The sequence below is a fragment of the Paenibacillus athensensis genome (assembly GCF_004514475.2).
Taxonomy (GTDB): Bacteria; Bacillota; Bacilli; order Paenibacillales; family NBRC-103111; genus Paenibacillus_AL; species Paenibacillus_AL athensensis.
This window is the reverse complement of sequence record NZ_MYFO02000002.1, coordinates 493,718-515,340: the sequence shown is the minus strand read 5'-3', so window position 1 is coordinate 515,340 and position 21,623 is coordinate 493,718. Positions and strand designations below refer to the sequence as shown.

The 21,623-nt window shown below is 57.2% G+C and carries 22 protein-coding genes, 1 pseudogene and 1 other annotated feature; of the genes and pseudogenes, 3 read left to right on the top strand and 20 right to left on the bottom strand.

What is annotated here, in order from left to right; genetic code table 11:
• The first annotated feature begins 96 nt into the window (after positions 1-96).
• Complete coding sequence (comER, locus tag B5M42_RS06265; RefSeq protein WP_134752092.1) at positions 97-924, top strand: late competence protein ComER; 828 nt, start codon at positions 97-99, stop codon at positions 922-924.
• Positions 925-976: 52 nt separating this feature from the next.
• Here comER and leuS read toward each other — a convergent pair whose 3' ends face one another.
• Both leuS and B5M42_RS06255 read right to left on the bottom strand, forming a co-directional pair.
• Positions 977-3,436 carry a leucine--tRNA ligase gene (gene leuS, locus B5M42_RS06260; RefSeq protein WP_134752090.1) on the bottom strand — a complete coding sequence of 820 codons (2,460 nt, stop codon included), beginning with the start codon at positions 3,434-3,436 and terminating at the stop codon, positions 977-979.
• Positions 3,437-3,501: 65 nt separating this feature from the next.
• Positions 3,502-3,741: a binding site (T-box leader), on the bottom strand.
• A gap of 65 nt (positions 3,742-3,806) precedes the next feature.
• On the bottom strand, positions 3,807-4,238 hold the full coding sequence (locus B5M42_RS06255) for a MerR family transcriptional regulator (protein ID WP_134752088.1): 432 nt from the start codon (positions 4,236-4,238) through the stop codon (positions 3,807-3,809).
• Between the two features lie 163 nt (positions 4,239-4,401).
• Between B5M42_RS06255 and B5M42_RS06250 the strand changes: the two genes are divergently transcribed.
• Positions 4,402-5,259 (top strand): SDR family NAD(P)-dependent oxidoreductase, encoded by an 858-nt coding sequence (locus B5M42_RS06250; protein ID WP_134752086.1) that lies wholly within the window; start codon positions 4,402-4,404, stop codon positions 5,257-5,259.
• Between the two features lie 97 nt (positions 5,260-5,356).
• Here B5M42_RS06250 and B5M42_RS06245 read toward each other — a convergent pair.
• From B5M42_RS06245 to B5M42_RS06160, 18 genes and pseudogenes are all read right to left on the bottom strand, one after another.
• A pseudogene (locus B5M42_RS06245) lies at positions 5,357-5,887 on the bottom strand (Rpn family recombination-promoting nuclease/putative transposase); the annotation flags it as partial.
• Between the two features lie 462 nt (positions 5,888-6,349).
• A complete protein-coding gene (locus B5M42_RS06240) occupies positions 6,350-7,111 on the bottom strand; it encodes a class I SAM-dependent DNA methyltransferase (RefSeq protein WP_134752082.1) in 762 nt (253 codons plus the stop codon).
• The gene (locus B5M42_RS06235; RefSeq protein ID WP_134752079.1) at positions 7,101-8,006 is read right to left on the bottom strand and encodes a CvfB family protein; all 906 of its coding nucleotides are present in this window, start codon (positions 8,004-8,006) and stop codon (positions 7,101-7,103) included. The genes B5M42_RS06240 and B5M42_RS06235 overlap by 11 nt, the downstream gene beginning before the upstream one ends.
• Positions 8,003-8,350 (bottom strand): ribosome silencing factor, encoded by a 348-nt coding sequence (rsfS, locus tag B5M42_RS06230; RefSeq protein WP_134752077.1) that lies wholly within the window; start codon positions 8,348-8,350, stop codon positions 8,003-8,005. The genes B5M42_RS06235 and rsfS overlap by 4 nt, the downstream gene beginning before the upstream one ends.
• A 4-nt stretch (positions 8,351-8,354) precedes the next feature.
• A complete protein-coding gene (gene yqeK, locus B5M42_RS06225) occupies positions 8,355-8,936 on the bottom strand; it encodes a bis(5'-nucleosyl)-tetraphosphatase (symmetrical) YqeK (protein WP_134752075.1) in 582 nt (193 codons plus the stop codon).
• Positions 8,926-9,513: a nicotinate-nucleotide adenylyltransferase gene (nadD, locus tag B5M42_RS06220; protein WP_134752073.1), complete on the bottom strand. Its 588-nt coding sequence runs from the start codon at positions 9,511-9,513 to the stop codon at positions 8,926-8,928. The genes yqeK and nadD overlap by 11 nt, the downstream gene beginning before the upstream one ends.
• Positions 9,514-9,561: 48 nt before the next feature.
• On the bottom strand, positions 9,562-9,852 hold the full coding sequence (gene yhbY / locus B5M42_RS06215) for a ribosome assembly RNA-binding protein YhbY (RefSeq protein WP_134752071.1): 291 nt from the start codon (positions 9,850-9,852) through the stop codon (positions 9,562-9,564).
• Between the two features lie 68 nt (positions 9,853-9,920).
• A complete protein-coding gene (aroE, locus tag B5M42_RS06210) occupies positions 9,921-10,772 on the bottom strand; it encodes a shikimate dehydrogenase (protein ID WP_134752069.1) in 852 nt (283 codons plus the stop codon).
• 9 nt (positions 10,773-10,781) lie between these two features.
• Positions 10,782-11,897, bottom strand: coding sequence for a ribosome biogenesis GTPase YqeH (gene yqeH, locus B5M42_RS06205; RefSeq protein WP_134752067.1), 1,116 nt, complete (start codon positions 11,895-11,897; stop codon positions 10,782-10,784).
• Positions 11,898-11,922: 25 nt separating this feature from the next.
• Positions 11,923-12,420 carry a YqeG family HAD IIIA-type phosphatase gene (locus B5M42_RS06200; protein WP_134752065.1) on the bottom strand — a complete coding sequence of 166 codons (498 nt, stop codon included), beginning with the start codon at positions 12,418-12,420 and terminating at the stop codon, positions 11,923-11,925.
• Between the two features lie 86 nt (positions 12,421-12,506).
• Positions 12,507-13,289, bottom strand: a complete 783-nt coding sequence (locus B5M42_RS06195) for an alpha/beta hydrolase (protein WP_134752063.1) — start codon at positions 13,287-13,289, stop codon at positions 12,507-12,509.
• A gap of 143 nt (positions 13,290-13,432) precedes the next feature.
• Positions 13,433-15,673 (bottom strand): DUF4129 domain-containing transglutaminase family protein, encoded by a 2,241-nt coding sequence (locus B5M42_RS06190; RefSeq protein WP_167689812.1) that lies wholly within the window; start codon positions 15,671-15,673, stop codon positions 13,433-13,435.
• Positions 15,666-16,931: a DUF58 domain-containing protein gene (locus tag B5M42_RS06185; protein WP_134752060.1), complete on the bottom strand. Its 1,266-nt coding sequence runs from the start codon at positions 16,929-16,931 to the stop codon at positions 15,666-15,668. Before B5M42_RS06185 ends, B5M42_RS06190 begins: the two co-directional genes overlap by 8 nt.
• Positions 16,932-16,936: 5 nt before the next feature.
• Positions 16,937-17,896 (bottom strand): AAA family ATPase, encoded by a 960-nt coding sequence (locus B5M42_RS06180; protein ID WP_134752058.1) that lies wholly within the window; start codon positions 17,894-17,896, stop codon positions 16,937-16,939.
• Positions 17,897-18,328: 432 nt separating this feature from the next.
• Positions 18,329-18,679, bottom strand: a complete 351-nt coding sequence (spoVAE, locus tag B5M42_RS06175) for a stage V sporulation protein AE (protein WP_134752191.1) — start codon at positions 18,677-18,679, stop codon at positions 18,329-18,331.
• The gene (spoVAD, locus tag B5M42_RS06170) at positions 18,679-19,698 is read right to left on the bottom strand and encodes a stage V sporulation protein AD (protein WP_134752056.1); all 1,020 of its coding nucleotides are present in this window, start codon (positions 19,696-19,698) and stop codon (positions 18,679-18,681) included. Before spoVAD ends, spoVAE begins: the two co-directional genes overlap by 1 nt.
• 5 nt (positions 19,699-19,703) lie before the next feature.
• Entirely contained in the window at positions 19,704-20,177 is a 474-nt protein-coding gene (gene spoVAC / locus B5M42_RS06165; protein ID WP_134752054.1) for a stage V sporulation protein AC, read from the bottom strand.
• A 27-nt stretch (positions 20,178-20,204) separates the two neighbouring features.
• Positions 20,205-21,062 (bottom strand): DUF421 domain-containing protein, encoded by an 858-nt coding sequence (locus B5M42_RS06160; protein ID WP_134752052.1) that lies wholly within the window; start codon positions 21,060-21,062, stop codon positions 20,205-20,207.
• A gap of 153 nt (positions 21,063-21,215) precedes the next feature.
• Here B5M42_RS06160 and B5M42_RS06155 point away from each other — a divergent pair, with 153 nt between their 5' ends.
• Positions 21,216-21,422 (top strand): DUF1657 domain-containing protein, encoded by a 207-nt coding sequence (locus B5M42_RS06155; RefSeq protein ID WP_134752050.1) that lies wholly within the window; start codon positions 21,216-21,218, stop codon positions 21,420-21,422.
• Positions 21,423-21,623: the final 201 nt, after the last annotated feature.

Genomic DNA, 21,623 nt, shown 5'->3' with positions numbered 1-21,623 from the left:
ATAGTGTCAAAGCTTTGCGCATAAGCATGGAAAAGTATACCAATACCGATTGACTTCGGGCCAGGTGACTGAACTTTTTCCGGGAGGGATCATGTGATGAAAGCAGGATTCATCGGTACTGGCAGTATGGGCAGTGTTTTGATCGAGGCCTTCATTCACTCCGGCGCTTTCAATCCGGAGCAAATGATAGCTGCGAACCGCACGATCAGCAAAGTAGAACGTCTGGCCGAAACCTATCCGGGACTTCAGGTCGCCCGTTCCAACCAACAAGTCGCTGTGGAAAGCGATCTGATTTTTTTGTGTGTCAAGCCGTCGGAATTCAAAAAAGTGATCGATGAAATCAAGCCCTATGTTCTGCCCGAACATATCGTCGTATCCATTACCAGTCCGATTTTGCTGAAGCATCTGGAAGGGCTGCTGCCGGCCAAAATCAGCAAAATCATTCCCAGCATCACCAACTACGTATTGAGCGGAGCTACACTTTGCATCCACGGAGACCGCATGCAGCCTGAGGATAAAGAGCTGCTGGAAAATATATTGACGCATATCAGCTCGCCCATCCGGATCGCCGAAAGCCACACCCGCATCAGCTCGGATTTGTCCAGCTGCGGCCCGGCTTTTCTCGCGTATTTCATTCAATCGTTTATTGATGCGGCTGTAGCCGAAACCGGCATTTCCGCCGAAGAAGCGACGACGCTCGCCGCAGAAATGACGCTGGGCACCGGCAAACTGCTGACCACCGGAGGCTTTAATCCCGTTCAGCTGCAAAAACGGGTATCCGTTCCCGGCGGCATTACGGCACAAGGCTTGCTCATCATGGAAGAGGAGCTGTCCGGCATGTTCGCCCGGCTGATTCACGCTACCCACGCCAAATACGAAGAGGACCTTGAGAAGGCCGGGCTGTTATTCACAACCAAACCATAACCTTCTCAAAAGTCCTCTGCATGCTTTGCAAATGCTACCTGCTACGATTCAATTAGCCAACCACAATATTGACGAGCTTGCCTTTGACAACAATCACTTTGCGAACGGTTTTACCCGCCGTCGCTTCCTTCACTTTGTCCAGCTCAAGCGCAAGCTCCTGCATCGCCGCTTCATCGGTCTCGCGAGCGATCGTGACGCGGTCGGCAATTTTACCGTTCACCTGGACGACGATTTCAACCTCGTTATCCACCGTCCATGCTTCATCAAACTGCGGCCACGGCACATAGGTAACGGATTCCGTACCGCCGAGCTTGGCCCACAGCTCTTCGGCCAGATGCGGTGCGATCGGCGAAAGCATTTGGGCAAAATTTTTCATAGCCGCTACCGGCAAATGTTCGGTTTTGTAAGCTTCGTTAACAAAAATCATCATTTGGCTAATCGCCGTATTAAACCGCAGGGCTTCATAGTCCTCGGTTATTTTTTTGATCGAACGGTGCCATGTCCGCTTGAAGCTGTCGCTGGTCAGCGACTCATCGGTCGTAATCTTGTCATGCAGCTTGCCGGATTCGTCAAAGAACAGCCGCCATACGCGGCCGAGGAAGCGGTAAATCCCCTCGACGCCCGTCGTGTTCCACGGCTTGGTCGCTTCCAGCGGCCCCATGAACATTTCATACATGCGCAGCGTATCTGCGCCAAACTCGCCAACGATATCGTCCGGGTTGACGACGTTGCCGCGCGATTTGCTCATCTTTTCCATGTTCTCGCCGAGAATCATCCCTTGATTGACAAGCTTGTGGAATGGTTCCTTCGTAGCGACGATGCCCAGATCGTACAGCACTTTATGCCAAAAACGGGCATACAACAAATGAAGCACGGCATGCTCGGCTCCGCCGATATACAGATCGACCGGCAGCCACTCCATCTGCTTGTCCTTGGCGCACAGCTCCTTGTCGTTGCGCGGATCGATAAACCGCAGATAATACCAGCAGCTTCCGGCCCACTGCGGCATCGTATTCGTTTCGCGGCGCGCCTTCATGCCGGTCTCAGGGTCAATCGTGTTGACCCAGTCAGTGACGTTGGCCAGCGGCGACTCGCCCGTACCGGACGGTTTGATTTCCTCGACATCCGGCAGGAGCAACGGCAACTGATCCTCCGGCACCGTCTTCATCGTGCCGTCTTCGAGGTGCAAAATCGGAATCGGCTCGCCCCAATAGCGCTGGCGGCTGAACAGCCAATCGCGCAACCGGTACGTAACCTTGCCGCGGCCTTTGCCGTTTTGCTCCAGCCACTCGATCATCGTGCCGATCGCCTGCTCATTGTTCAAGCCATTCAGCGGACCCGAGTTAACGTGTGTGCCGTCTCCGGCATACGCTTCCTGCTCAACAGTGCCGCCCTGCACAACTTCAATGATCGGCAGGTCAAACTGCTTGGCGAACTCCCAGTCGCGCTGGTCATGGCCCGGAACGGCCATAATCGCGCCCGTACCGTACCCGCCGAGCACGTAGTCGGCAATCCAGACCGGCACCTTGGCGCCGTTGACCGGATTGATCGCATATGCGCCGGTAAATACACCTGTTTTCTCCTTCGCCAAATCGGTGCGCTCCAGATCGCTTTTGCGCGCCGCTTTCTCTTGATAGTCCTTCACCGCTGCCGCTTGCTCCGCCGTCGCAATGACTGCTACCAGTTCATGCTCGGGTGCGAGCACGCAATACGTTGCGCCAAACAGCGTGTCCGGACGCGTCGTAAAGACGGTCAAGCTGCGGCCGGGATGGCCGTCCAGCTCAAACTCCACCTCGGCGCCCTTCGACTTGCCGATCCAGTTGCGCTGCATATCCTTGATGCTCTCCGACCAGTCCAGCTCTTCCAAATCCTCGAGCAAACGCTCGGCATATTCGGTGATTTTCAATATCCATTGGCGCATCGGCTTGCGGATGACCGGATGGTTGCCCCGCTCGCTCAAGCCGTCGATGACTTCTTCATTCGCCAGCACCGTACCCAGCGCCGGACACCAGTTAACCGGCACCTCATCCACGTAGGCGAGACCTTTTTTATACAATTGAATAAAAATCCACTGCGTCCACTTGTAGTACTCGGGATCGGTCGTGCTGACCTCGCGGTCCCAGTCGTACGAAAAACCGAGCGACTTGATCTGACGGCGGAAGTTGTTGATGTTCTTCACCGTAATATCGCGCGGGTGCTGCCCGGTATCCAACGCATGCTGCTCGGCCGGCAAACCGAAGGCGTCCCACCCCATCGGGTGCAACACATTGTAGCCTCTCATCCGCTTGAAGCGGGAAACGATATCCGTCGCCGTATATCCTTCCGGATGACCGACGTGCAGGCCGCTGCCTGACGGATACGGGAACATGTCCAACGCGTAAAATTTCGGCTTATCCGAATTTTCCAATACCTTGAACGTCTTGCGCTCATCCCAATAAGATTGCCATTTTGGCTCGATGACGAGCGGGTTGTAGCCTTGATATTCTCTGGTTTCTTTGTGTTCTTGCGACATAAACGCTGATTCCTCCTTAGAACTTGACCCTGAACGCTAAAAAACCTCCCGTCTCTAGCACAATCGCTAGGGACGAGAGGTTTGAATTCCCGTGGTACCACCCTAGTTAACACGCGGCATACTTTGCCTGTGTTCACTCTTGCCCTTAACGCGGGCGAAACGATCCGGCTGGACGCCAACAAACCGACGTCTTCACCTTCTGGCTCAGAGGCGAGTTCACGCGCGCATCTACCGGCTTGCACCTGATTCACCGGCTCTCTGCAAGATGCTGCTCTTTCGTTACTATTCCTCGTCAAAGCGTTATGGCCATCCAATTAGGTATGATTATATGTAAAAGGATACCTGCCTGTCAAGTCGCTGGCTGCAAAAATCAGCTGCGAGCGCGCGGCGCCGGCATCCTTTTCTCATCCACCAGCGCGCATTCGCCGCTGCCCAAAGGACTTGCTCCCGGCTCCAGCTTGCTGTCAATCAAATCCACAATCTGCTGGAGCGCAGCAATCTGGCTTTCGATTTTTTGCTTGTGGCCGACCAGCAGCTCCCGCAGCTCCGCATGCTCGACAAGATCGTCCTCCAGCGTCAGCTGCAAAAAAGGCTTCATATCCTCCAGCGACATGCCTGTTTTTTTCAGGCAGTTGATTGTTTTCATCACCTGCACGTCGGCGTCGCGATAACGGCGGTGCTGGTTGGCCCGGCGCTCGGCACGCGGCAGCAAACCGATTTTTTCATAATAACGAATCGTATCCTCCGTTAACCCGGCCTGCTCGGCCGCTTCTTTAATCGTCCACACCCCGCTGTCCGCCACGCGTCATCGCTCCCATCTTGTCGCTTGCTCCCTCCAGTATACAACCTGAAGCGAGCCCTAAAGCAAGTTTTTTTCAGCGCTTGACTTGGAGTCGACTCCAAGTTGTACACTAACTCCATTCTCTTACTTTCCTATCGTCGCACCATCTCAAGGAGGTTATCCCATGAATAACAATCATTCCAGCGCGCCTGCTGCCCTGATCACCGGGGCCAGCAGCGGAATCGGACTGGAGCTTGCCAGAAAGCTGTTGCAGGAGGGCTGGCAGGTTGCTGCGCTTGTACGTTCCGATCTTCCCGCGGACGATCCGCTGCTGCGAGCTAAAGCGTTGGAGGGACAATTGCGCGTCTACAAAGCCGATTTGGCCGACTTCTCATCGCTGCGCGCGGCGCTCGCAGAAATCAAACACAAAGAAACAAAGCTCGACGCGCTGTTTAACAATGCAGGCGGCAGCTTTCCCCAGCTGCTATATTCCAAGCAGGGACGCGAGCTGCATTACGAGCTGCAAACGGTCGTGCCGTACATCATCTTGCAAGAGCTCAAGCCGCTGCTGCTCGCGGGTGCTCGGCGTACGGTCGTCAACACGTCCTCTAACGTCGTTGTGATGGTCAAAGCATTTGATCCCGCTACGCTTGCCCAGCCAACTTCATTCAAAAAGCTGTTTGGCCCCTACGCCACAACCAAGCTGGCCCTCTCGCTATGGACCGAAGCAATCGCTCCGCAGCTGGCCGCCGAAGGCATCACCGTCGTCAGTGCCGATCCCGGCGGCAACAACACGCTGCGCAAGGGCAATAGCTCCGGTCTGCCGGTTATCGTGCGAGCCATGATGAAGCTGATCTTCCCGCCTCCTGGCGTCGGCGCGGCACGATTATTCGACGCAGGCTTCGGCGAACAACGCGGCCGTCCCGGCGAGCTGTTGATCAAGGGCAAGCCCACTAAACTGAAGTTTGGCCAGCAAGGACAGCGTGTTCTGCAGCTTGTCGACACCATTTATCGCGAAACGTACAAGGACGCAAAAGCCTGAATCGGGCTTAAAGCAACAATCGCGATCTGATTGAAAAAGAGCTGTTCGGCCCAAGTTCCCTGCCGAGCAGCTCTTGAATTTTTGTACACACTGCGGGCTAATGCTCCTTCATCAAGCTCCTGACCTCGTCTTCAGACAACTCCGTCATTTCAACGACAGCCAATACGTCGTACCCTCGCGCAAGCAGCCTGCGGGCTGTTTGCCGCTTTTCTTGCAGCGCTCCCTCGGCTCGACCTTCTGCTCGACCTTCTGCTCGACCTTCTGCTCGGCCTTCCGCTTTGGCTCCCTCGGCCCTCGACGCTTCGTCGCGAAGGAACTTTAACCGGGCTTCATATTCCATACGCGTCTGTGCATCCTGACTCAGAAATTCCAGCGTCGTCATCGCTTTTTTCAGCATCGGCTCATTCACCGTCAGCACCTCCCACTTCTCCATGTCTACGCCTTGTAAAAATAACAACCAATTAACTAATCCGCCGCTGACCGGCACTTCGCATTTCTCCAGCTTGGGCAATTCCATCACATGGACCTCAATATCGTCAATGAGCGGAATCAGCGTATGGTCCTCACGCAAATGAAAAACATTATGATAGCGATCGTTGGGCAGGCATGAATAATTCAGAATATTGACCTTATTATAAATTATAGATGTTTGACTCCGCCAGTTGTCTGAGCGGGCGCTCGACTGCTTCTATTGAAATATTTTTAATTTATATTATTATGAACATGCCAGGTAACAGGCACGCCACAACGTGAAGTGATGTAAGCGGCTTTTAACAAGGTTTACCGAAAGGAGAACTACATGAATGTCAAGCTTCGCATCGTATGGATCATTCCGCTCCTCTTCTTGTCCTTTGTGGACATAGGGTTATTCGTCTTCATTTTGATACAAAAAGAGGGATTGAATCAAATTGGCATGTTTACTCCATTCGCACTCTTGTGGTTATTGTTTACATGCGTGATTATTTTCGGATTTGTGAAGTACTTCTCATGGATCAGAAGCCAAAAAATTTAACTGAATAAATCAAAAGACCGCCTCCCGTACGCCACGAGAAACGGCCTTGCGTTATTTTTCAAAAAGCCAACCGGCATCTTACCCCTTACACGCAGCAAAAAAAGCCCGTTCCGTCGCGCCCGTTGGCGCCTGCCAGCGAAAATCCGCACCGATCCGCACCTCGCCAAAGCCGGCTGCAATCAGCTCCGCTTCCAGCCATTCCAGCGCATAAGCCCGCTGCACATGCAGCTCGTCGATCCGCCGGAACGCGTCCGTGTCGCCATCCCGCATAAAAATCGTCAGGTCATGCTCGATCTGCACGCGCCGCTCATCCAGTTCACTCGTCCAAATGTACGATACATCCGGCTCATTCAAAAAGAACGGCTGCGACTCCGCATAAGCAAACAACTGCTGCGGCGTATGCACGTCAAACACGAACAATCCGCCGGGCGCAAGGCCCGCGTAGGTTTGCCGAAAGGCAGCGCGAACATCGTCTTCCTCCAGCAAATAGTTCAAGCAATCGCAAAAGGAAATCGCGGCGTCGACCGGCTCGTCCAGCTCCCATTCGCGCAGGTCCTGCTGCAGCCAGCGAATCGCGCCAGGGCGCGCCAAAGCGCTGTGCAGCTCGGCTTTTTGCCGGGCAACCGCCAGCATATCCGCCGACAGATCAATGCCGGTCATACGGTAGCCCTCCAGCGCCAGCGGGATGGCCAGAGCCCCCGTGCCGCAGCCCAGATCGGCAATCGTCGTCGGCTTCGCGTCAAAGCGCCGAAAGCTTTCGCGCAGAAAGCTCAGCCACTCGCCGTAGGGCATGCCCTCCATCAACCGATCGTATGTATAGGCAAAACGCTCATAGCTCATGCTCTTGAGCGCCTTCTTCCTGCTTCAGATACGTCCAGCTTTCCTTTTGATACACAAGCCCTTCCTTCATCAGCTTGCCCAGCGCCCGTTTGAACGCTGATTTGCTCATGCCGAAGCGCTCGCTGATCAAATCGGCCGCCGTCTGGTCCGAATACGGCATCGCCTGATTCGGGCGCGATTTCAGAAACGCCAGCAGCTTCTCGGAATCCTCGTCGCGCCCCAATTCCTTGGGCAAACGCATCGATAAATTAACGCGCCCGTCTTCTTCCCGCACGAACACGACCCGCACCTTGACCTGCTCGCCGACCCGCAGCAGCCGGGTACGCTCGCCCGACGCAATCAAGCCGATGACGCCGTAGCCGAGAACACCGGCATCGCACACGACAAACGAGCCCATCTGCAGCGGCTTGTATACCCGGGCATCGACCCACTGGTTTTTCCAGCTCGACGGCGCGCGCACGCACAGCGGAGCCAAATCGTCCTCACCGGCCAGCTTGGCAATCAGCCGCCCCTGACGGTCATGCGCCAGCGTCGCGTAGACGCGATCACCTACCTGCGGGCGCAGCTCCTTCAGCTCGGGCACGTGCTTGTAGGGCAGCAGCAAATTTCGCCCCAGCCCCATATCCAAAAAATAGCCGAAACGCGGATGCGCATCGACCACTTCCAGCAAGCCTACCTCGCCAAGCAGCAGCAGCGGGCGCTTCATCGTCGCCATCAGCCGGCCCTCCGTGTCGTGCAGCATAAACACCTCGACCCGTTGGCCCACCGCCAAAGCGCCGGACGCTTCCCCGTAAGGCAGCAGCACATCCTGAAAGCCGTCGGTCAAAAAGTAACCGTTCGGCGGCACCTCACGGGCAATAATCAGACTGATCAGCGATCCCGCCTGCATGCTCATACGCGCTCCACAACCTTGGCGTCCGACCACAGCCGTTCAATATTGTAATACTCGCGATCGTCACGATGGAATACGTGCAGCACGACGTCTCCCAGATCCAGCAGCACCCATCTGGCGGTATCGATGCCTTCGAAGCCGCGAATCCGCACGCCGTGCTCCTGCGCTTTTTTCCTGGCTTCCGTGGCAATAGCCTGCACCTGTGTTTCCGAATTGCCGTGACAGATGACAAAATAGTCCGCAACCAGCGAAATGCCCTGCAGGTTCAGTGTCACGACGTTCATCGCCTTTTTATCCTCCGCAGCCTCTACCACTAGAGCCATTAAATCGTCCGGGGTCATGCTCATCGTATCATCCTCCTGATTGTTCGTTATGAATTTCACGCAATAAACCGTTGCGGGTTAAAAGCGTTAAGGGATAAATCAATTTTCCTTTGTCCAGCAGGAACGACAGCGTCGAGTCAAAGCTCGCAGCCAGCGCCCGCTCAAGACTATGTTCAGCGATTTGACGAATATTATGCACTGCGGGAAAATCACGACCCGGCTCGATATAATCGGCCAAGCAAACGACCTTATCCAGCAGTGTCATCCGCTCGCGGCCCGACGTGTGGTAGCGTACTGCATCCAGCACTTCCTCATCGTCGATGCCCAGCTGCGTTCTGGCGATAAATGCACCGGCATGCGAATGCAGCAGCTCCGGCCCGTAATCGAGCAAATCCTGCGGCAGCCCGTTCTCACGGACGATCCGCTCCTGCTCCTTCACCGGCCAATATTTGCAATAGTCGTGGACAATTGCCGCCAAATCGGCCTTCACCGGATCTGCGCCAAACCGCTTGGCCAGCACCACGGCTGTTTCCATCACGCCCAGCGTATGCTGCCAGCGTTTTTCCGGCATTTGTGCACGGACGGTTTCCATCAATTGCTCACGTTCCATACAGCTGATTCACCTCGATATACTCGTATACGGCATCGGGCACCCAGTAGCGAATCGATCCGCCGCGCAGCTTTTCTGCGCGAATCGCCGACGACGATAGCTCAACCAAGGGCATCTCCACCAGCGTGACCCGCTCGCGAATATTCTGCGGCAGCTCGGCCAGATCGATCGGATAGCCGGGGCGAGCCAGACCAACGAAGCGAATATGCCGGACAATTTCATCGATCCGAAACCATTTGGGCAAAAAGCGCACCATATCCGCCCCGATAATATAGGCGAACTGAACGCCCGGATGCTCGCGGCAAAGCAGCTCAATCGTTTCAATACTATACGATACGCCGCCCTTGCGGATTTCGACATCCAGCGGACGAAAAAACGGGTTGTCCGCCGCTGCCCGGCACACCATCTCCCAGCGCTGCCCGGCGCTTGCCTTGGGCGCATCCGGCTTGTGCGGCGGCACATTGGCCGGCATCAGCCACACCTGATCCAGCCCGGCGCCGACGCGCGCGCGCTCGGCCGCGATCAAATGGCCCGTATGAATCGGATCGAAGGTTCCCCCCATAATGCCGACCTGCATACGTCTCACCTGCTTGCTTTTAAAATAAGTCCGTCCAGCCCCGCCGTCTTACGGCAGCTCGATGCGCGGCTTGTCCTTCGACGCCTTGTACAACACGATAATTTTGCCGATCACCTGCACCAGCTCCGCGCCGGAGCGCTGCGACAGCTCTTCGCCAACCTCTTGGCGATCCTCGCCGCTGTTATTGAGCACGGTTACCTTGATCAGCTCCCGTACCTCCAGCGCTTCTTCAATATGACGGATCAAATGATCGTTAACTCCGCCCTTGCCGACTTGAAAAATCGGATCAATGTGATGAGCGAGTGAACGCAAATAACGCTTTTGCTTGCCTGATAACATGAAAAAGTCCCTCTATTCTGCATGTGCCAAGCTCCGCGTGTTTCGCAAGCGGCCGGCTACTCTTTGGATTATGGCGTTAACGATTGCTCGACGACCTGACGCATCGCCGCAACGGGAGCCGGCAAGCCGGTCCAATATTCGAAGGCGTACGCGCCTTGATAAATAAACATGCCCAGCCCGCCGTGAATGCGGGCGCCGCGCTCCTGCGCTTCGCGCAAAAACCGCGTCGTGCGCGGATTGTAGATCAAATCGCTGGCGATATGGCGTCCGTCGACCCAGCTTGTATCCGCCGGCAGCTCGTCGACATGCGGATGCATGCCCGCCGAGGTCGTGTTGACGACCAGGTCGACGTCGTCCGCCAGCCCGGCGATTTCATCCAGCGCCACGCCGCGGGCCGGCGCAAACGCGGCAATCGCGGCGGCCAGCTCGTCGGCGCGCGACGTCGTACGGTTGGCAATGCACACGCTCGCCGCCCCTTCCTTAGCCAGCGCGTAAGCCACGCCGCGGGCCGCGCCGCCGGCGCCGAGCAGCAGCACGCGGCAGCCGCGCAGGCTCAGGCCGGTCTCTTCCTTCAACGACCGCGCATAACCGATGCCGTCCGTGTTGTAGCCGGTCAGCTTGCCGCCGTCGTTGACGATCGTATTGACCGCGCCGATCACGCGCGCGCCTTCGTCGATCTCGTCAAGGTGCGCCATGACCTCCACCTTGTGCGGGATCGTCACGTTCACGCCGCGAAAGCCAAGCGCCCGGATGCCGGCCACGGCCTCGCTCAGCCCCTCCGGCTTGACGTGAAACGCCGCATAAGCCCCGTTGACGCCCGCTTCTGCGAACGCCCGGTTCAGCATCAGCGGCGAGCGGGAATGGCGTACGGGATCGCCAAATACGCCGTATAATATCGTATGACTGTCCAGCCCTGTCATGTTATCCCCCTAGATCAGCGATTCGCGCGATATGACCTTGACGCCTTTGGGCGCGTATACGGCCAGATCGGCTCCCGACTCGCTGTTCACTTTGATCCAGCCCAAGCCAGAGATCAGCACGTCGAGCTTGCGGCCCTTGGACACCCGGATCGGATGCTTGACAAGCGGCGGCAGCTCGTCCAGATCCTCAAGGCGCGGCGGTGTCAACAGCTCACCGCGGTGATCGCGGTACAAATCGTCGGCGCGCTCCAGCTTCGTCCGGTGAATCTGAATCGCGCTCGACAAATAGCACGTAAATGACTGGTGATCGCCCTTGATAAAATCAAAGCGCGCCAGCGCGCCGAAAAACAGCGTCTGGGCGTCGTTGAGCTGAAACACCATCGGCTTGAGCGTCCGGTCCGGCATGATCTTGGCCAAATCGCGCTTCGTGACGATTTCCGTCATCCGGTGCTTGTACACAATGCCCGGCGTATCGATAATAAAGCGGCCGTCATCAAGCGGAATTTTCACCAGATCGAGCGTCGTGCCAGGATATTGCGATGTGGTCAGCTCCGCTTCCAAATCGCTGTAATCGGCGATCAAACGGTTGATCAACGTCGATTTGCCGACGTTCGTCGCGCCGACGACATAGACGTCCCGGCCCTGACGGTGCCGCTGCACCGCTTCGATGACGCGATCGAAGCCGATGTTTTTTCGTACGCTGCACAATACGATCTCGATGACGCGCAAGCCGTGCTCCTTGACCTGCCGCTGCACCCAGTTGACGATTTTGTTCGGATTGACGGTCTTGGGCAGCAAATCGATTTTGTTGACGACCAACAGAATCGGGTTCGTGCCGACAAAACGCGCCAAACCGCTGATCATACTGCCCTCGAAATCAAAAATGTCGACGATATTGACGACCAGCGCCTTCTTTTGCCCGACCTTGCCGAGCAGCTTCAAAAAATCGTCCTGATCGAGCGTCATACTCGACGCTTCATTATAATGCTTAATCCGGTAGCAGCGCTGGCAGATGACGGGCTCCTTCTGGAACGCCTCCACCGGCACGTAGCCCAGCTGGCCCGGCTCCTCCATTTGCAGCTCGACGCCGCAGCCGGCGCAGTGCATGACTTCTTCTTCGCTCATGAATCCTCCCTGCTTGTGTCTACAGCTATGATTTCTTCATCATCGACAGCGCCAGCTTCTCGATCCGCCGATTGACCTTTGTAAAAAAGCCCTCGTCGCGCACGGAAATCGGCTGCACGAGAATGGTGTACAGCCCCATCCGGTTGCCGCCGAGCACATCGGTCAGCATCTGGTCGCCGATGACAGCCGTCTGCCGGGCGTTCGTGCCGAGCAGGCGCATCGCTTTATGGAAGGCGACATTCGTCGGCTTTTTGGCCCCGTAAATAAAAGGAATACCGAGCGGCTCGGCAAATGCCGATACCCGGCCCCGGCGATTGTTCGATACGATCACGACCTTGAAGCCCAGCTTCCGGACTTGTGCGAGCCATTCGATCAGCTCGGGCGTCGCATGCGGATCTCTGGCGCCAACGAGCGTGTTGTCCAGATCAGTGATGATGCCCCTGACTCCGAAGCTCCACAGCTGATCGATCTGGATATCGTAGATCGTGCGCACGGATTGTTTTGGTACGAGCTTACGCAGCAAACGGTTTCCCTCCAGAATGTTCCTTCATATATACGACAAACTATACCATAGTGCCCCCGCGCTTGCAAAAGGAAATAGCGGCCCGTTTATCGCCCCGGCAGCGGCAGCCAGTCGAGCACGGACTGGATTTTCAGGTCCCAATACGCCCAGTCGTGAATGCCCGGCCCCTCTTCATAGGTCAAATCAAACGGCAGCCCGCGTATATAATCGCGAAAGCGCACGTTGTCGGCATACAGGAAATCCTCCGTGCCGCACGCCTGATACAGCTTGGGCGCCGGCTTTCCGCTTTCGGCCAGCTTGTCGGCCAGACGCAGCAGGTTGTTGTCGCTGGCAGCCACATCCGCACCATCGCCGAAAATAAGCCGGAAATCCGCCATATTCTCCGGATTGTCAATAAATCGGCGCACATCCAGCGCTCCGGACAAGCTGGCCACTGCCGCAAACCGCTCCGGATGCGACAGCCCCAGCTTCATCGCGCCATAGCCGCCCATCGACAAGCCGGCGGCAAAATTCAGCTCGCGCTCCGCCGACAGCGGGAAAAATTCGCGCGCCAGCTGCGGCAGCTCCTCGCTGACAAACGTCCAATAGCGGTAGCCGTGCGCCATATCGGTATAGAAGCTGCGCCCGACCGCAGGCATGACAACTGCCAGCCCCAGCTCCGCCGCGTAACGCTCGATCGAGGTGCGACGCATCCAGATCGTATGATCGTCGGACAAGCCATGCAGCAAATAAAGGACGGGATGCTTGCCTGTACCCAGCACGCGTCCGGTCATGCCGATCTGGGTGGTAGACCTCTGAGGAAGCAGCACGTGCATCGCCGTGGAGATGCCGAGCGTTTCCGAATAAAAGTGACAATCGATAAAAGCCATCTTCATTCCTCCCTGAATGACGGTTCTGCTTCGCTTTTTGCTGGTCAGGACCGCTCTTGCGCAAGCCGTATACCCGCCTATTGTACGGCAAGCCGCTGCTCAAATCAAAGCCACCCGCATCATCGACGCGAGTGGCCTGCGAATTATTTCATCTGCTCCTTCAAGCGGGCAATCGTCTGCGTTGCTTGGGCAAAATCCTGCTCCGTCGCCGCAGCGGGCGAATATTTGGCCCGTTCGAACAGGTTCAAAGCAATCTCCAGATCCTTCTTCATCCATTTGCTTTGCTGCGCCCAGCGAGCGGCAGCTTCGCGCATCGTTTCATGCTCGTGGCGGATGAAGCCCTTGCGGCGGCCAAGCCGCAGCAGGCGTTCGAATTCGATCACAATTTTGTGATCGAAGCTCGCCGCGCGGGCGCGGCGAAGCCGGAGCTTGCGCCACATTCGCCGCAGCGCGGCGCGGCGGACATACAAGAGAGCGCCTGCAGCGAGCGCAACCAGCGCCACGCTGCCCGCCCAGATCCAGACGCGAAGCGGCACGCCGGCATCGGCGGCTTCCGCAGCAGCAGCCTGCGGCAGCGTTAGCTCCTCCAGCGGCTTGGGCTGATCGTCGGGATACACCGACGGCAGCGCAAAGCCGGAGGTCGGCTCGAACGGAATCCATCCATAGCCTTCGAAATAAATCTCGGCCCATGAATGGGCGTCGGCGTTGCGCACCGTATATTCCCCGGCCGCATCGGCGTCAATCGACGTTTGCTGCGTTATGTTGCCAAGCCGCTGCACTTCCTCGGGAATCGGCGATTGTCCCGACGAGTAGCCCTTGACCCAACGCGCCGGAAGTCCGGCCGCGCGGGCCATCACGACCATCGCGCTGGAGTAGTAATCGCAATAGCCTTGCTTGACCTCGAACAGAAAGCGATCAACGAAATCCTTGCTGGCCGCTTGCGACATATCCGGCGTGTTCGTGTACGGAAATGTCGTGCTTAAATACAGCTCGATGCTTTTGGCTTTATCGTAAGGATTGGCTGCATTTTTCGTCACATCGGCGGCAAGATCGCGCACGCGGGGAGGCAACGTAACCGGCAGCTGCAAATATGCGTCCCATTTGGAGTCGCCGTCGTAGGATGCCCGGGCGGCGCGCAGCCCCGCTTCGTCGATAATCGGTTCCTTTACGACAACTTGATACGTCTTGGGATAATGCTTGCCCGCTACCCGCAGCTCGGACTGCTGCGGAAACCAGCGCAGCTCGGAGGCCGACGTCTCGCCATTGTCCAGAGATTCGACCTTGCTGATCTGAAAGCCGGCGAACAGAACAGGAAACGGCGCTTCCTGCTCCATCGTAATCGTCTGCGTCACTTCCTGCGTTTTCAGCAGGCTCGTATCGATGGCCGGATCAGCGGCAAGCGCTTCGCTGCCCACGCCGAATGGCCGCTGCCGCTTCTCGGCTTCGCCGCTTTCCCATCCGGAGCCGGTATAGACCGACCGCGTTTCGCCGCGAAAATACGTGCGCTTGCTCGTATCCACCGTCATCACCGTGCTGTAGTCAAAGCGGAACGAGCCGCCAAGCGAGCTGTCGTCACGGCTGTAGCCCGACGAAGCGTCGCCGCTGGGCTGCGAGACGATAAACCCTTTGCCAAGCGCCGGTACGGATTCCCCCTGGCTGATGCGCCAGGCCGTATACGGGTCCATCATCAGCGGATCGACCGACGGCGCAATGGCCCCGATTGTAAACGTCAGCGCCAGAATCAGCACGACCGGCACGCCGATCGTCGTCGGATACTCCGCCAGCGTCTCCCACAACAGCGGGGCGCGGCTTTTCAGCTCGGCCAAATGGCGCAGCACCAGCAGCAGCAGCCCGCATACAAGCACAATCGATACTTCCTGCCACAGCACAATCTGGCTGAACGAATCGCGGATGGCAAAAAACAGCACGCTGGCCAGCAGCACCATATAAAGCCGCAGCTTCGAGCGGGCCACCCAGATCATCGCCAGATAGATCGCCCACGCACCAAGCGCAAACCAGATGAACGGCGCCAGCTGTCCCACATTGGCTTCCAGCCACAAGCCAACCGCTTCCAGCGACAAAAACGAGCGCCACGGCATGCCGATATAATGATAGCCAACCTGAAGTGCGACAAAAACGACAACGAGCGCCAGCTGCAGGACGCAGCGCCAAACCAGCCGCAGCCGCGGGATCAGAAAGGAAAGCACCCCGATCAGCAGCGTCATACTGACGGCAGAGATCGTTTGCGGCAGCCACAGTCCGTTCTCCGACTCAATCCACGACACATACTGGTACAAGAACAAACCGGACAAAATCGCCACAAGCCGCTGCGGCCATTCAGTCAGCAGCAGCCGCTGCCAAAACAACGCTTTACGGTTAGGCATAACGCTTCGCTCCTCCCAAGATGCCGGAAAGCTCGGCCAGATCATCGATCTCGTAGCCCAGGTAGCCGCGGGCGCGTACAGCCTTCAGCCAGTCCTCGCGCGGCGCTTCTCCGCCTGCAGAGCGAATCCAGAAGTGGCACGGATTGGCTTGATGCTGATTCAGGTAATTCATCGCCTGCAGCACAGCGGCCCCTTTTTGCGGCGAAATCAGCACGAAAAAACTGCCGGCCGGAATATCGCGGGCCCGGTCCTTGATCACTTGCAGCAGCGAACGATAGCCGTCGGCTTCGACCCCGACCAAATGGCCCATCGTTTCCTTCAAATGCTTGTGGCCGATTTTCGGCTCGAATAAGGAGGGCTCCCGGCCTACGGACAGCAGCCCGATCGCCAGCTGGCGGCTGCTGCCGTAGCGCAGCAGCGAAGCCGCCGTCGACACGGCCAGCTCAAACTCGGCCTCGTCGCGGTACGCGGCGGCTGTGCGGTCAAGCAGCACAATGGTTTTGGGCAGCGACTCGCGCTCGAACTCCTTGGATTTCCACGTGCCGGTTTTGGCCGTAGCGTTCCAGTGAATCCGCGAGATGCGGTCGCCGTAAATATATTCGCGCACGCCATTGATCTGCGTCGTTTCGCGCTGAGCGCGCGTCGTGGTCGAATGATGCTGCAGTCCCTTGATCATTTGATGAAATTGCAGCCATTCCTTGATAACCGCCGTCTGCGGATACACCACCACCTGCTGCTCAAGCTGCAAACGTCCTTTATGCTGGAAAAAGCCGAAAATGTCCTCGGTGACGCATTCCGTCGCGCCAAAGCGATAGAAGCCGCGACGCAGCGGCGGGGTGCTGTAGGTCCACTCGCCGCGGCGCTTCCAGTCAGGCACCAGCGAGCCCTCAAAGCCGATCTCCTCGCCGTTCTGCCGCATCAGCCGGTCGCGCACAACGACGTAGGGAATGGGCCAGATTCCCGGAATCTGTAGCCGAATAGACACCTCCAGCGGCTGACCTGCGTCCAGTTGGGTTTCCGCCGTCTCGTCGCCGCCGCCCAGCTTCCGCTCGCCGACCGTCCGTTTGATTCCACTCCAGTTGCCAAGTACCAGATACACCGACAACACGGTCACGCTCCCAAACAGCATGGCGGCCAGCTTGCCACCTTGAAAAACGACGAACAGCAGACTGGCGGCCAGACAGATGGCCAGACACCACAAAGCGGCCGGATAACGACGGCGCTGCAAGCCCAAGCGTCTCATCAGCGGATGGTTCATGCGCCTCACTTCTCCATTCTGACCGGAACGCGCACCTGCTCAAAAATCGTCTGGAGCACCGAAGCGACGGTCGCTCCGTCCATACGCGCCTCCGCATTTAGTAAAATCCGGTGCCCCATCACGTAAGGCGCCAAATACTTAATGTCGTCGGGAATAACGTAATCGCGGCCGTTCAGGAATGCATAAGCCTTGGAAGCAGCCACAAGCGCAAGCGTAGCGCGCGGGCTGGCTCCCAGATAGACGGCTTTGTGCTCGCGGGTGCTGCGGGCCAGCGCGACCAGATACGCAGCGACCGCTTCGTCGATATGCACCTCGCGCACGCGATTTTGCAGCTCCAGCAGCGTCGCTGTATCGGTGACGGTTTCCAGCGCCTCAATCGGATGGCTCCTGCTTTGCGTCGCGACCATCCGCTGCTCCGCGGTTTCGCTCGGATAGCCGAGGCTTAGCTTGAGCATAAAGCGATCCAGCTGTGCTTCAGGCAGCGAATACGTGCCTTCGAAGTCGATCGGGTTTTGCGTCGCGAGCATGAGGAACAAAGGCGGTAGCTCGTACAAATCGCCGTCAACGGTAATTTGTCGCTCCTCCATCGCTTCCAGCAGCGCCGATTGCGTCTTGGTCGTGGCGCGGTTGATTTCGTCCACAAGCAAAATATTCGTCATGATCGGACCGGAGCGGAACAGAAACTTTTCTTCCTTGGGGTGGTATATGGACACGCCCGTAATATCGGTAGGCAATAAATCGGGGTTGCACTGAATGCGCCGGTATTGAGCCTCCACCGAGCGGGCGAGCGCTTTGATCAGCACGGTTTTGCCGGTGCCGGGGACATCCTCCAGCAGCACGTGGCCTCCGGCCAGCAGTGCGGTTAAGAGCAGGGAAATCTCTTCGCTTTTGCCGAGAATGCAGGTTTCAAGATTGCTTTTCAAACGGTTCAATACATGAAGATGCTGTTGAGCGACGGTTTCCATGTTCCGAATCCTCCTTCAAGGGCTATCCCGACAAGCTCCGGGAAAAATGGGTCGTAATCAGCCGGTGCGGCGGCGCGAAAGCGCTTGCCAAAATCAGCCGCCATGCAGGCAAGCACCAAGGCGTCGGCACATGCGCCTCAGTGGGCGGGTGAGACAAGAGCGACAAACCAACGCCGCTGCCAACGGACATAACATGCTTCTAGTGTAACAGGAAAGCGAATTGTCCGTATACTTGCAAAATTGCTGAATTTGTTTGTAAATAATAACCAATGAGTTCGGATTTGCAAGCAGATGCCTGCAGAGCAAACGCTGTACAACGCAAAAAAACCCCGCCGCGCGGGGTAATCAAATCGAAATAACGCTTTGCACAAAAGCTGACGGTAGCGGCTTGTAAGCATAGGGACGCGTCCGGCAGCATGCGCAGCCAGAGAGTCAGCCCTTAGGCCGCACGATAATCGCGGCGAGAAACGAGAAAATAATCGCCGATGAAATACCGGCGCTCGTCACCTCGAAGATGCCGGTAATAATCCCGATATAGCCGTCCTGCTGCAGCTCCTCCAGCGCGCCGTGCACAAGCGCGTTGCCAAAGCTCGTAATCGGCACAGTGGCGCCTGCTCCGGCAAATTTGATGAACGGGTCGTAAATGCCAACGCCATCGGCAATAGCCCCCAGCACAACCAGCGTGCTCATCGTATGCGCCGGGGTCAGCTTGCCCACATCGATCAGCAGCTGGCCGAGCACGCAAATGGCCCCGCCGATCACAAAGGCCCACACAAATTGCATCATGACGCTTCACCTCCCGCTTCAATCGCAACGGCATGGGCGATGCACGGAATGCTTTCGCCCTGCTGGAACGACAGCGGCGACAGCAGCGCGCCCGTCGCCACAACAAGGATGCGGCGCAGCTCGCCGCGCTGCATCCGCTTGAGCAGATGACCGTACGTCACGGTCGCCGAGCAGCCGCAGCCGCTGCCGCCGGACTGCACCGCCTGCTTCTCACGGTCATAAATCATCAGACCGCAGTCGTCGTAGACGGTCTGCTCAATCGGAAAGCGGTGCTTCGCGAATAGCTCATTGGCAATCGCATAGCCCACCGCTCCCAAATCGCCGGTCACGATCAAATCGTAGTGGCCCGGCTCAATCTCCAGATCACGGCAGTGCGCCGTGATCGTATCGACCGCAGCGGGCGCCATCGCCGCGCCCATATTGAACGGGTCCTTGATGCCCATATCGACGATCCGGCCGATCGTCGCGGCTGTAACCACCGGCCCCGTACCCTCGCGCGCCAGCAGAGCCGCACCGGCGCCCGTCACCGTATACTGCGCCGTCGGCGGCTTCTGCGAGCCGTATTCCGTCGGATAGCGGAACTGCTTCTCGGCGGTGCTGTTATGGCTGCATGTGCCGCACATAACGTGATTCGCCGCGCCGGCGTCCATTAGCTGCGCAGCCAGCGCCAGCCCTTCCATCGACGTTGAACACGCTCCGAAAATGCCGATATACGGCATATTGAGCGTGCGCGCAGCAAACGTATTGGAGATAATCTGGTTCATCAAATCGCCGCCGATGTAGAATTGCACCTGGCCGCCGGTCAGCCCGGCCTTGTCCAGCACGCGCTGCGCCGCTTCCTCCAGCAGCGCCTTTTCCGCCTTCTCCCACGTTTTTTGCCCGACCGTCGCGTCGCCGTGGACGATGTCGAATTCGTCGCCGAGCGGTCCCAGCCCCTCGTCGGGACCGACGACCGTCGCCGTTGCCGCAATGACAGGCTTGCTGGCAAATGTCCAGCTCTGATGACCCTTGAGCATCGTCCTCACCTCCCCACTCCAAGCAATAGATGGATAATCCCGACAATAAACGCCGTCACGATCCCAAAGACGATCACCGAGCCGGCCAGCTTGAACATGTTGCCGCCAATGCCCAGCACAACGCCCTCGGCGCGGTGCTCAATGGCTGCCGAGCACAGCGAGTTGGCAAAGCCCGTGACCGGCACAGCCGAGCCGGCCCCGGCCCACTGGGCGATTTTGTCGTACACGCCGAAGCTCGTCAAAACGACGGAAATAAAAATCAGCACCGCCACAGTCGGATTGCCGGCTGTTTTTTCCGTAAACCCGAACTTGTGAATAAACAACTCCATCAGCGCTTGACCGATCACGCAGATGATGCCGCCGACAAGAAAGGCGCGCAAACAATTTTTCAACACCGGCCGCTTGGGCTCGATGCGCTTGGCCAGCTGCTGGTATTCCTGCTGGGTCATTGTCATATTTTTCTTCTTATTATTGGCCATGAGGGCCGCTCCCCCTTGCGCTTGAATTTATGCCTTCAACAATACTTCGACATCGCTCAGCACCCTCTGCATCTGCCGCGAGCTTTCGCTGTACATCGCCTTGGCCCGCTCGTGCGTCGTGGCCAGCGCAAACAGCTCCAGATCGGCCTGGCATTTTTTCAATGTGGCCAGCAGCAGCGGCCGCTGTGACGGCTGGGGAATTTTCAGCTTGTCATCATACGTATCGACGGTCAAATCACCGAACATATCGACTTGGGCCAAAAACACGTTCTCTACCGGAATGCCCAGCTTGTCCAGCTCCGTGTGCAGCCAGCCGCGGCTTCGTCCCGCGGTCGCCAGCGGCTCGTCCTGAATAACGCCGTCCATAATGACGGTTTGCGATGGCTTCTCCGCGACCGTCTTGACGCCCAGATGAGCCGGAGTAAATGGCTGCTTGTCGCTTTTGAGCAGCACGCTCAGCTCGCCGCTTGCTTCCAGCATCGCAAATTCGACGTCGGCGAGGCGAAACACGCTTTTCGTCCGCAACTGCTCCAGCAGCTCGTCGGCGGTGTAGCGCTCTTTTTTCAAATTATCTTCCAGCACCTTGCCGTCCTTGATCAGCACTCTGCCTTTGCCTTCGAACCAGTGGCGCAGCGTCTTGCTTTTGAGCGTCAGCATCTCCAGCAAAAGCGGAACGATAAACCAAACCGTCATCGCCAGAATCCCGTGAAAAAAATGCTGCTCGATATCGGTCGAAGTAGTTCCGGCCACATCCCCGATTACGATGCCCGTAATGTATTCGAAAAACGTCAGCTGAGAAATCTGCTTTTTACCGAGTATCCGCGTAAAAATAAACAGCGTAACGAGCGCCGTCAAGGCACGAATGACAATATGGATCCAGTCCATGTCCGGTTATCCTCCTTTGCTTCAACAAAGGTCATTATTCGCCATTTTGCCGGGGGCTATGAATGCGAGAGGATTGGCACTATTTTGAAATAATGGATTTCGGAGAAACGGGTATATTAAGCAGCGCATCCCGCTGTAAAGGAGGTGAACACCTTGACCGTAGCCGCACAAGTCAAAACGACGCTCGCCTCGCTCAAAAGCGCGCAAGCCAACCTCGAAACGTTCGCGCTGAGCACGCAAAATCAGGAAGCGAAGCAGCTGTTTGAGAATGCCGCCAAAACGACGCAGCAGGTCGTCGATCAGGTCGCTTCCCGCGTCCAGCAGCTCGAAGCCGAAGAACCGCAATACAAAGGCTTCTAACATGGAAGCCGCAGCGATACGCGCAAATGGGGCCCGCGACGGTCCCGTAAATGACGAACAGCCGGCGCTTGATGCAAGCGTCCGGCTGTTTGCGCTGTCTACAGCCACAGCAGCAGCACTAGAGTCAGCAAGATGAACAAAATCAGAACCAGCAGTGTCAACGCGTCCTTCCGCATGTACAGCGCCTCTCATTCCCGCAAA

Bases quoted from the DNA above. Each gene is read 5' to 3' on its own strand.
- comER (WP_134752092.1), top strand. From the start codon at position 97: ATGAAAGCAGGATTCATCGGTACTGGCAGTATGGGCAGTGTTTTGATC.
- leuS (WP_134752090.1), bottom strand. From the start codon at position 3,436: ATGTCGCAAGAACACAAAGAAACCAGAGAATATCAAGGCTACAACCCG.
- B5M42_RS06250 (WP_134752086.1), top strand. From the start codon at position 4,402: ATGAATAACAATCATTCCAGCGCGCCTGCTGCCCTGATCACCGGGGCC.
- B5M42_RS06240 (WP_134752082.1), bottom strand. From the start codon at position 7,111: ATGAGCTATGAGCGTTTTGCCTATACATACGATCGGTTGATGGAGGGC.
- B5M42_RS06235 (WP_134752079.1), bottom strand. From the start codon at position 8,006: ATGAGCATGCAGGCGGGATCGCTGATCAGTCTGATTATTGCCCGTGAG.
- rsfS (WP_134752077.1), bottom strand. From the start codon at position 8,350: ATGAGCATGACCCCGGACGATTTAATGGCTCTAGTGGTAGAGGCTGCG.
- yqeK (WP_134752075.1), bottom strand. From the start codon at position 8,936: ATGGAACGTGAGCAATTGATGGAAACCGTCCGTGCACAAATGCCGGAA.
- nadD (WP_134752073.1), bottom strand. From the start codon at position 9,513: ATGCAGGTCGGCATTATGGGGGGAACCTTCGATCCGATTCATACGGGC.
- yhbY (WP_134752071.1), bottom strand. From the start codon at position 9,852: ATGTTATCAGGCAAGCAAAAGCGTTATTTGCGTTCACTCGCTCATCAC.
- aroE (WP_134752069.1), bottom strand. From the start codon at position 10,772: ATGACAGGGCTGGACAGTCATACGATATTATACGGCGTATTTGGCGAT.
- yqeH (WP_134752067.1), bottom strand. From the start codon at position 11,897: ATGAGCGAAGAAGAAGTCATGCACTGCGCCGGCTGCGGCGTCGAGCTG.
- B5M42_RS06195 (WP_134752063.1), bottom strand. From the start codon at position 13,289: ATGGCTTTTATCGATTGTCACTTTTATTCGGAAACGCTCGGCATCTCC.
- B5M42_RS06190 (WP_167689812.1), bottom strand. From the start codon at position 15,673: ATGCCTAACCGTAAAGCGTTGTTTTGGCAGCGGCTGCTGCTGACTGAA.
- B5M42_RS06185 (WP_134752060.1), bottom strand. From the start codon at position 16,931: ATGAACCATCCGCTGATGAGACGCTTGGGCTTGCAGCGCCGTCGTTAT.
- B5M42_RS06180 (WP_134752058.1), bottom strand. From the start codon at position 17,896: ATGGAAACCGTCGCTCAACAGCATCTTCATGTATTGAACCGTTTGAAA.
- spoVAE (WP_134752191.1), bottom strand. From the start codon at position 18,679: ATGCAATTTGTGTGGGCCTTTGTGATCGGCGGGGCCATTTGCGTGCTC.
- spoVAD (WP_134752056.1), bottom strand. From the start codon at position 19,698: ATGCTCAAGGGTCATCAGAGCTGGACATTTGCCAGCAAGCCTGTCATT.
- spoVAC (WP_134752054.1), bottom strand. From the start codon at position 20,177: ATGGCCAATAATAAGAAGAAAAATATGACAATGACCCAGCAGGAATAC.
- B5M42_RS06160 (WP_134752052.1), bottom strand. From the start codon at position 21,062: ATGGACTGGATCCATATTGTCATTCGTGCCTTGACGGCGCTCGTTACG.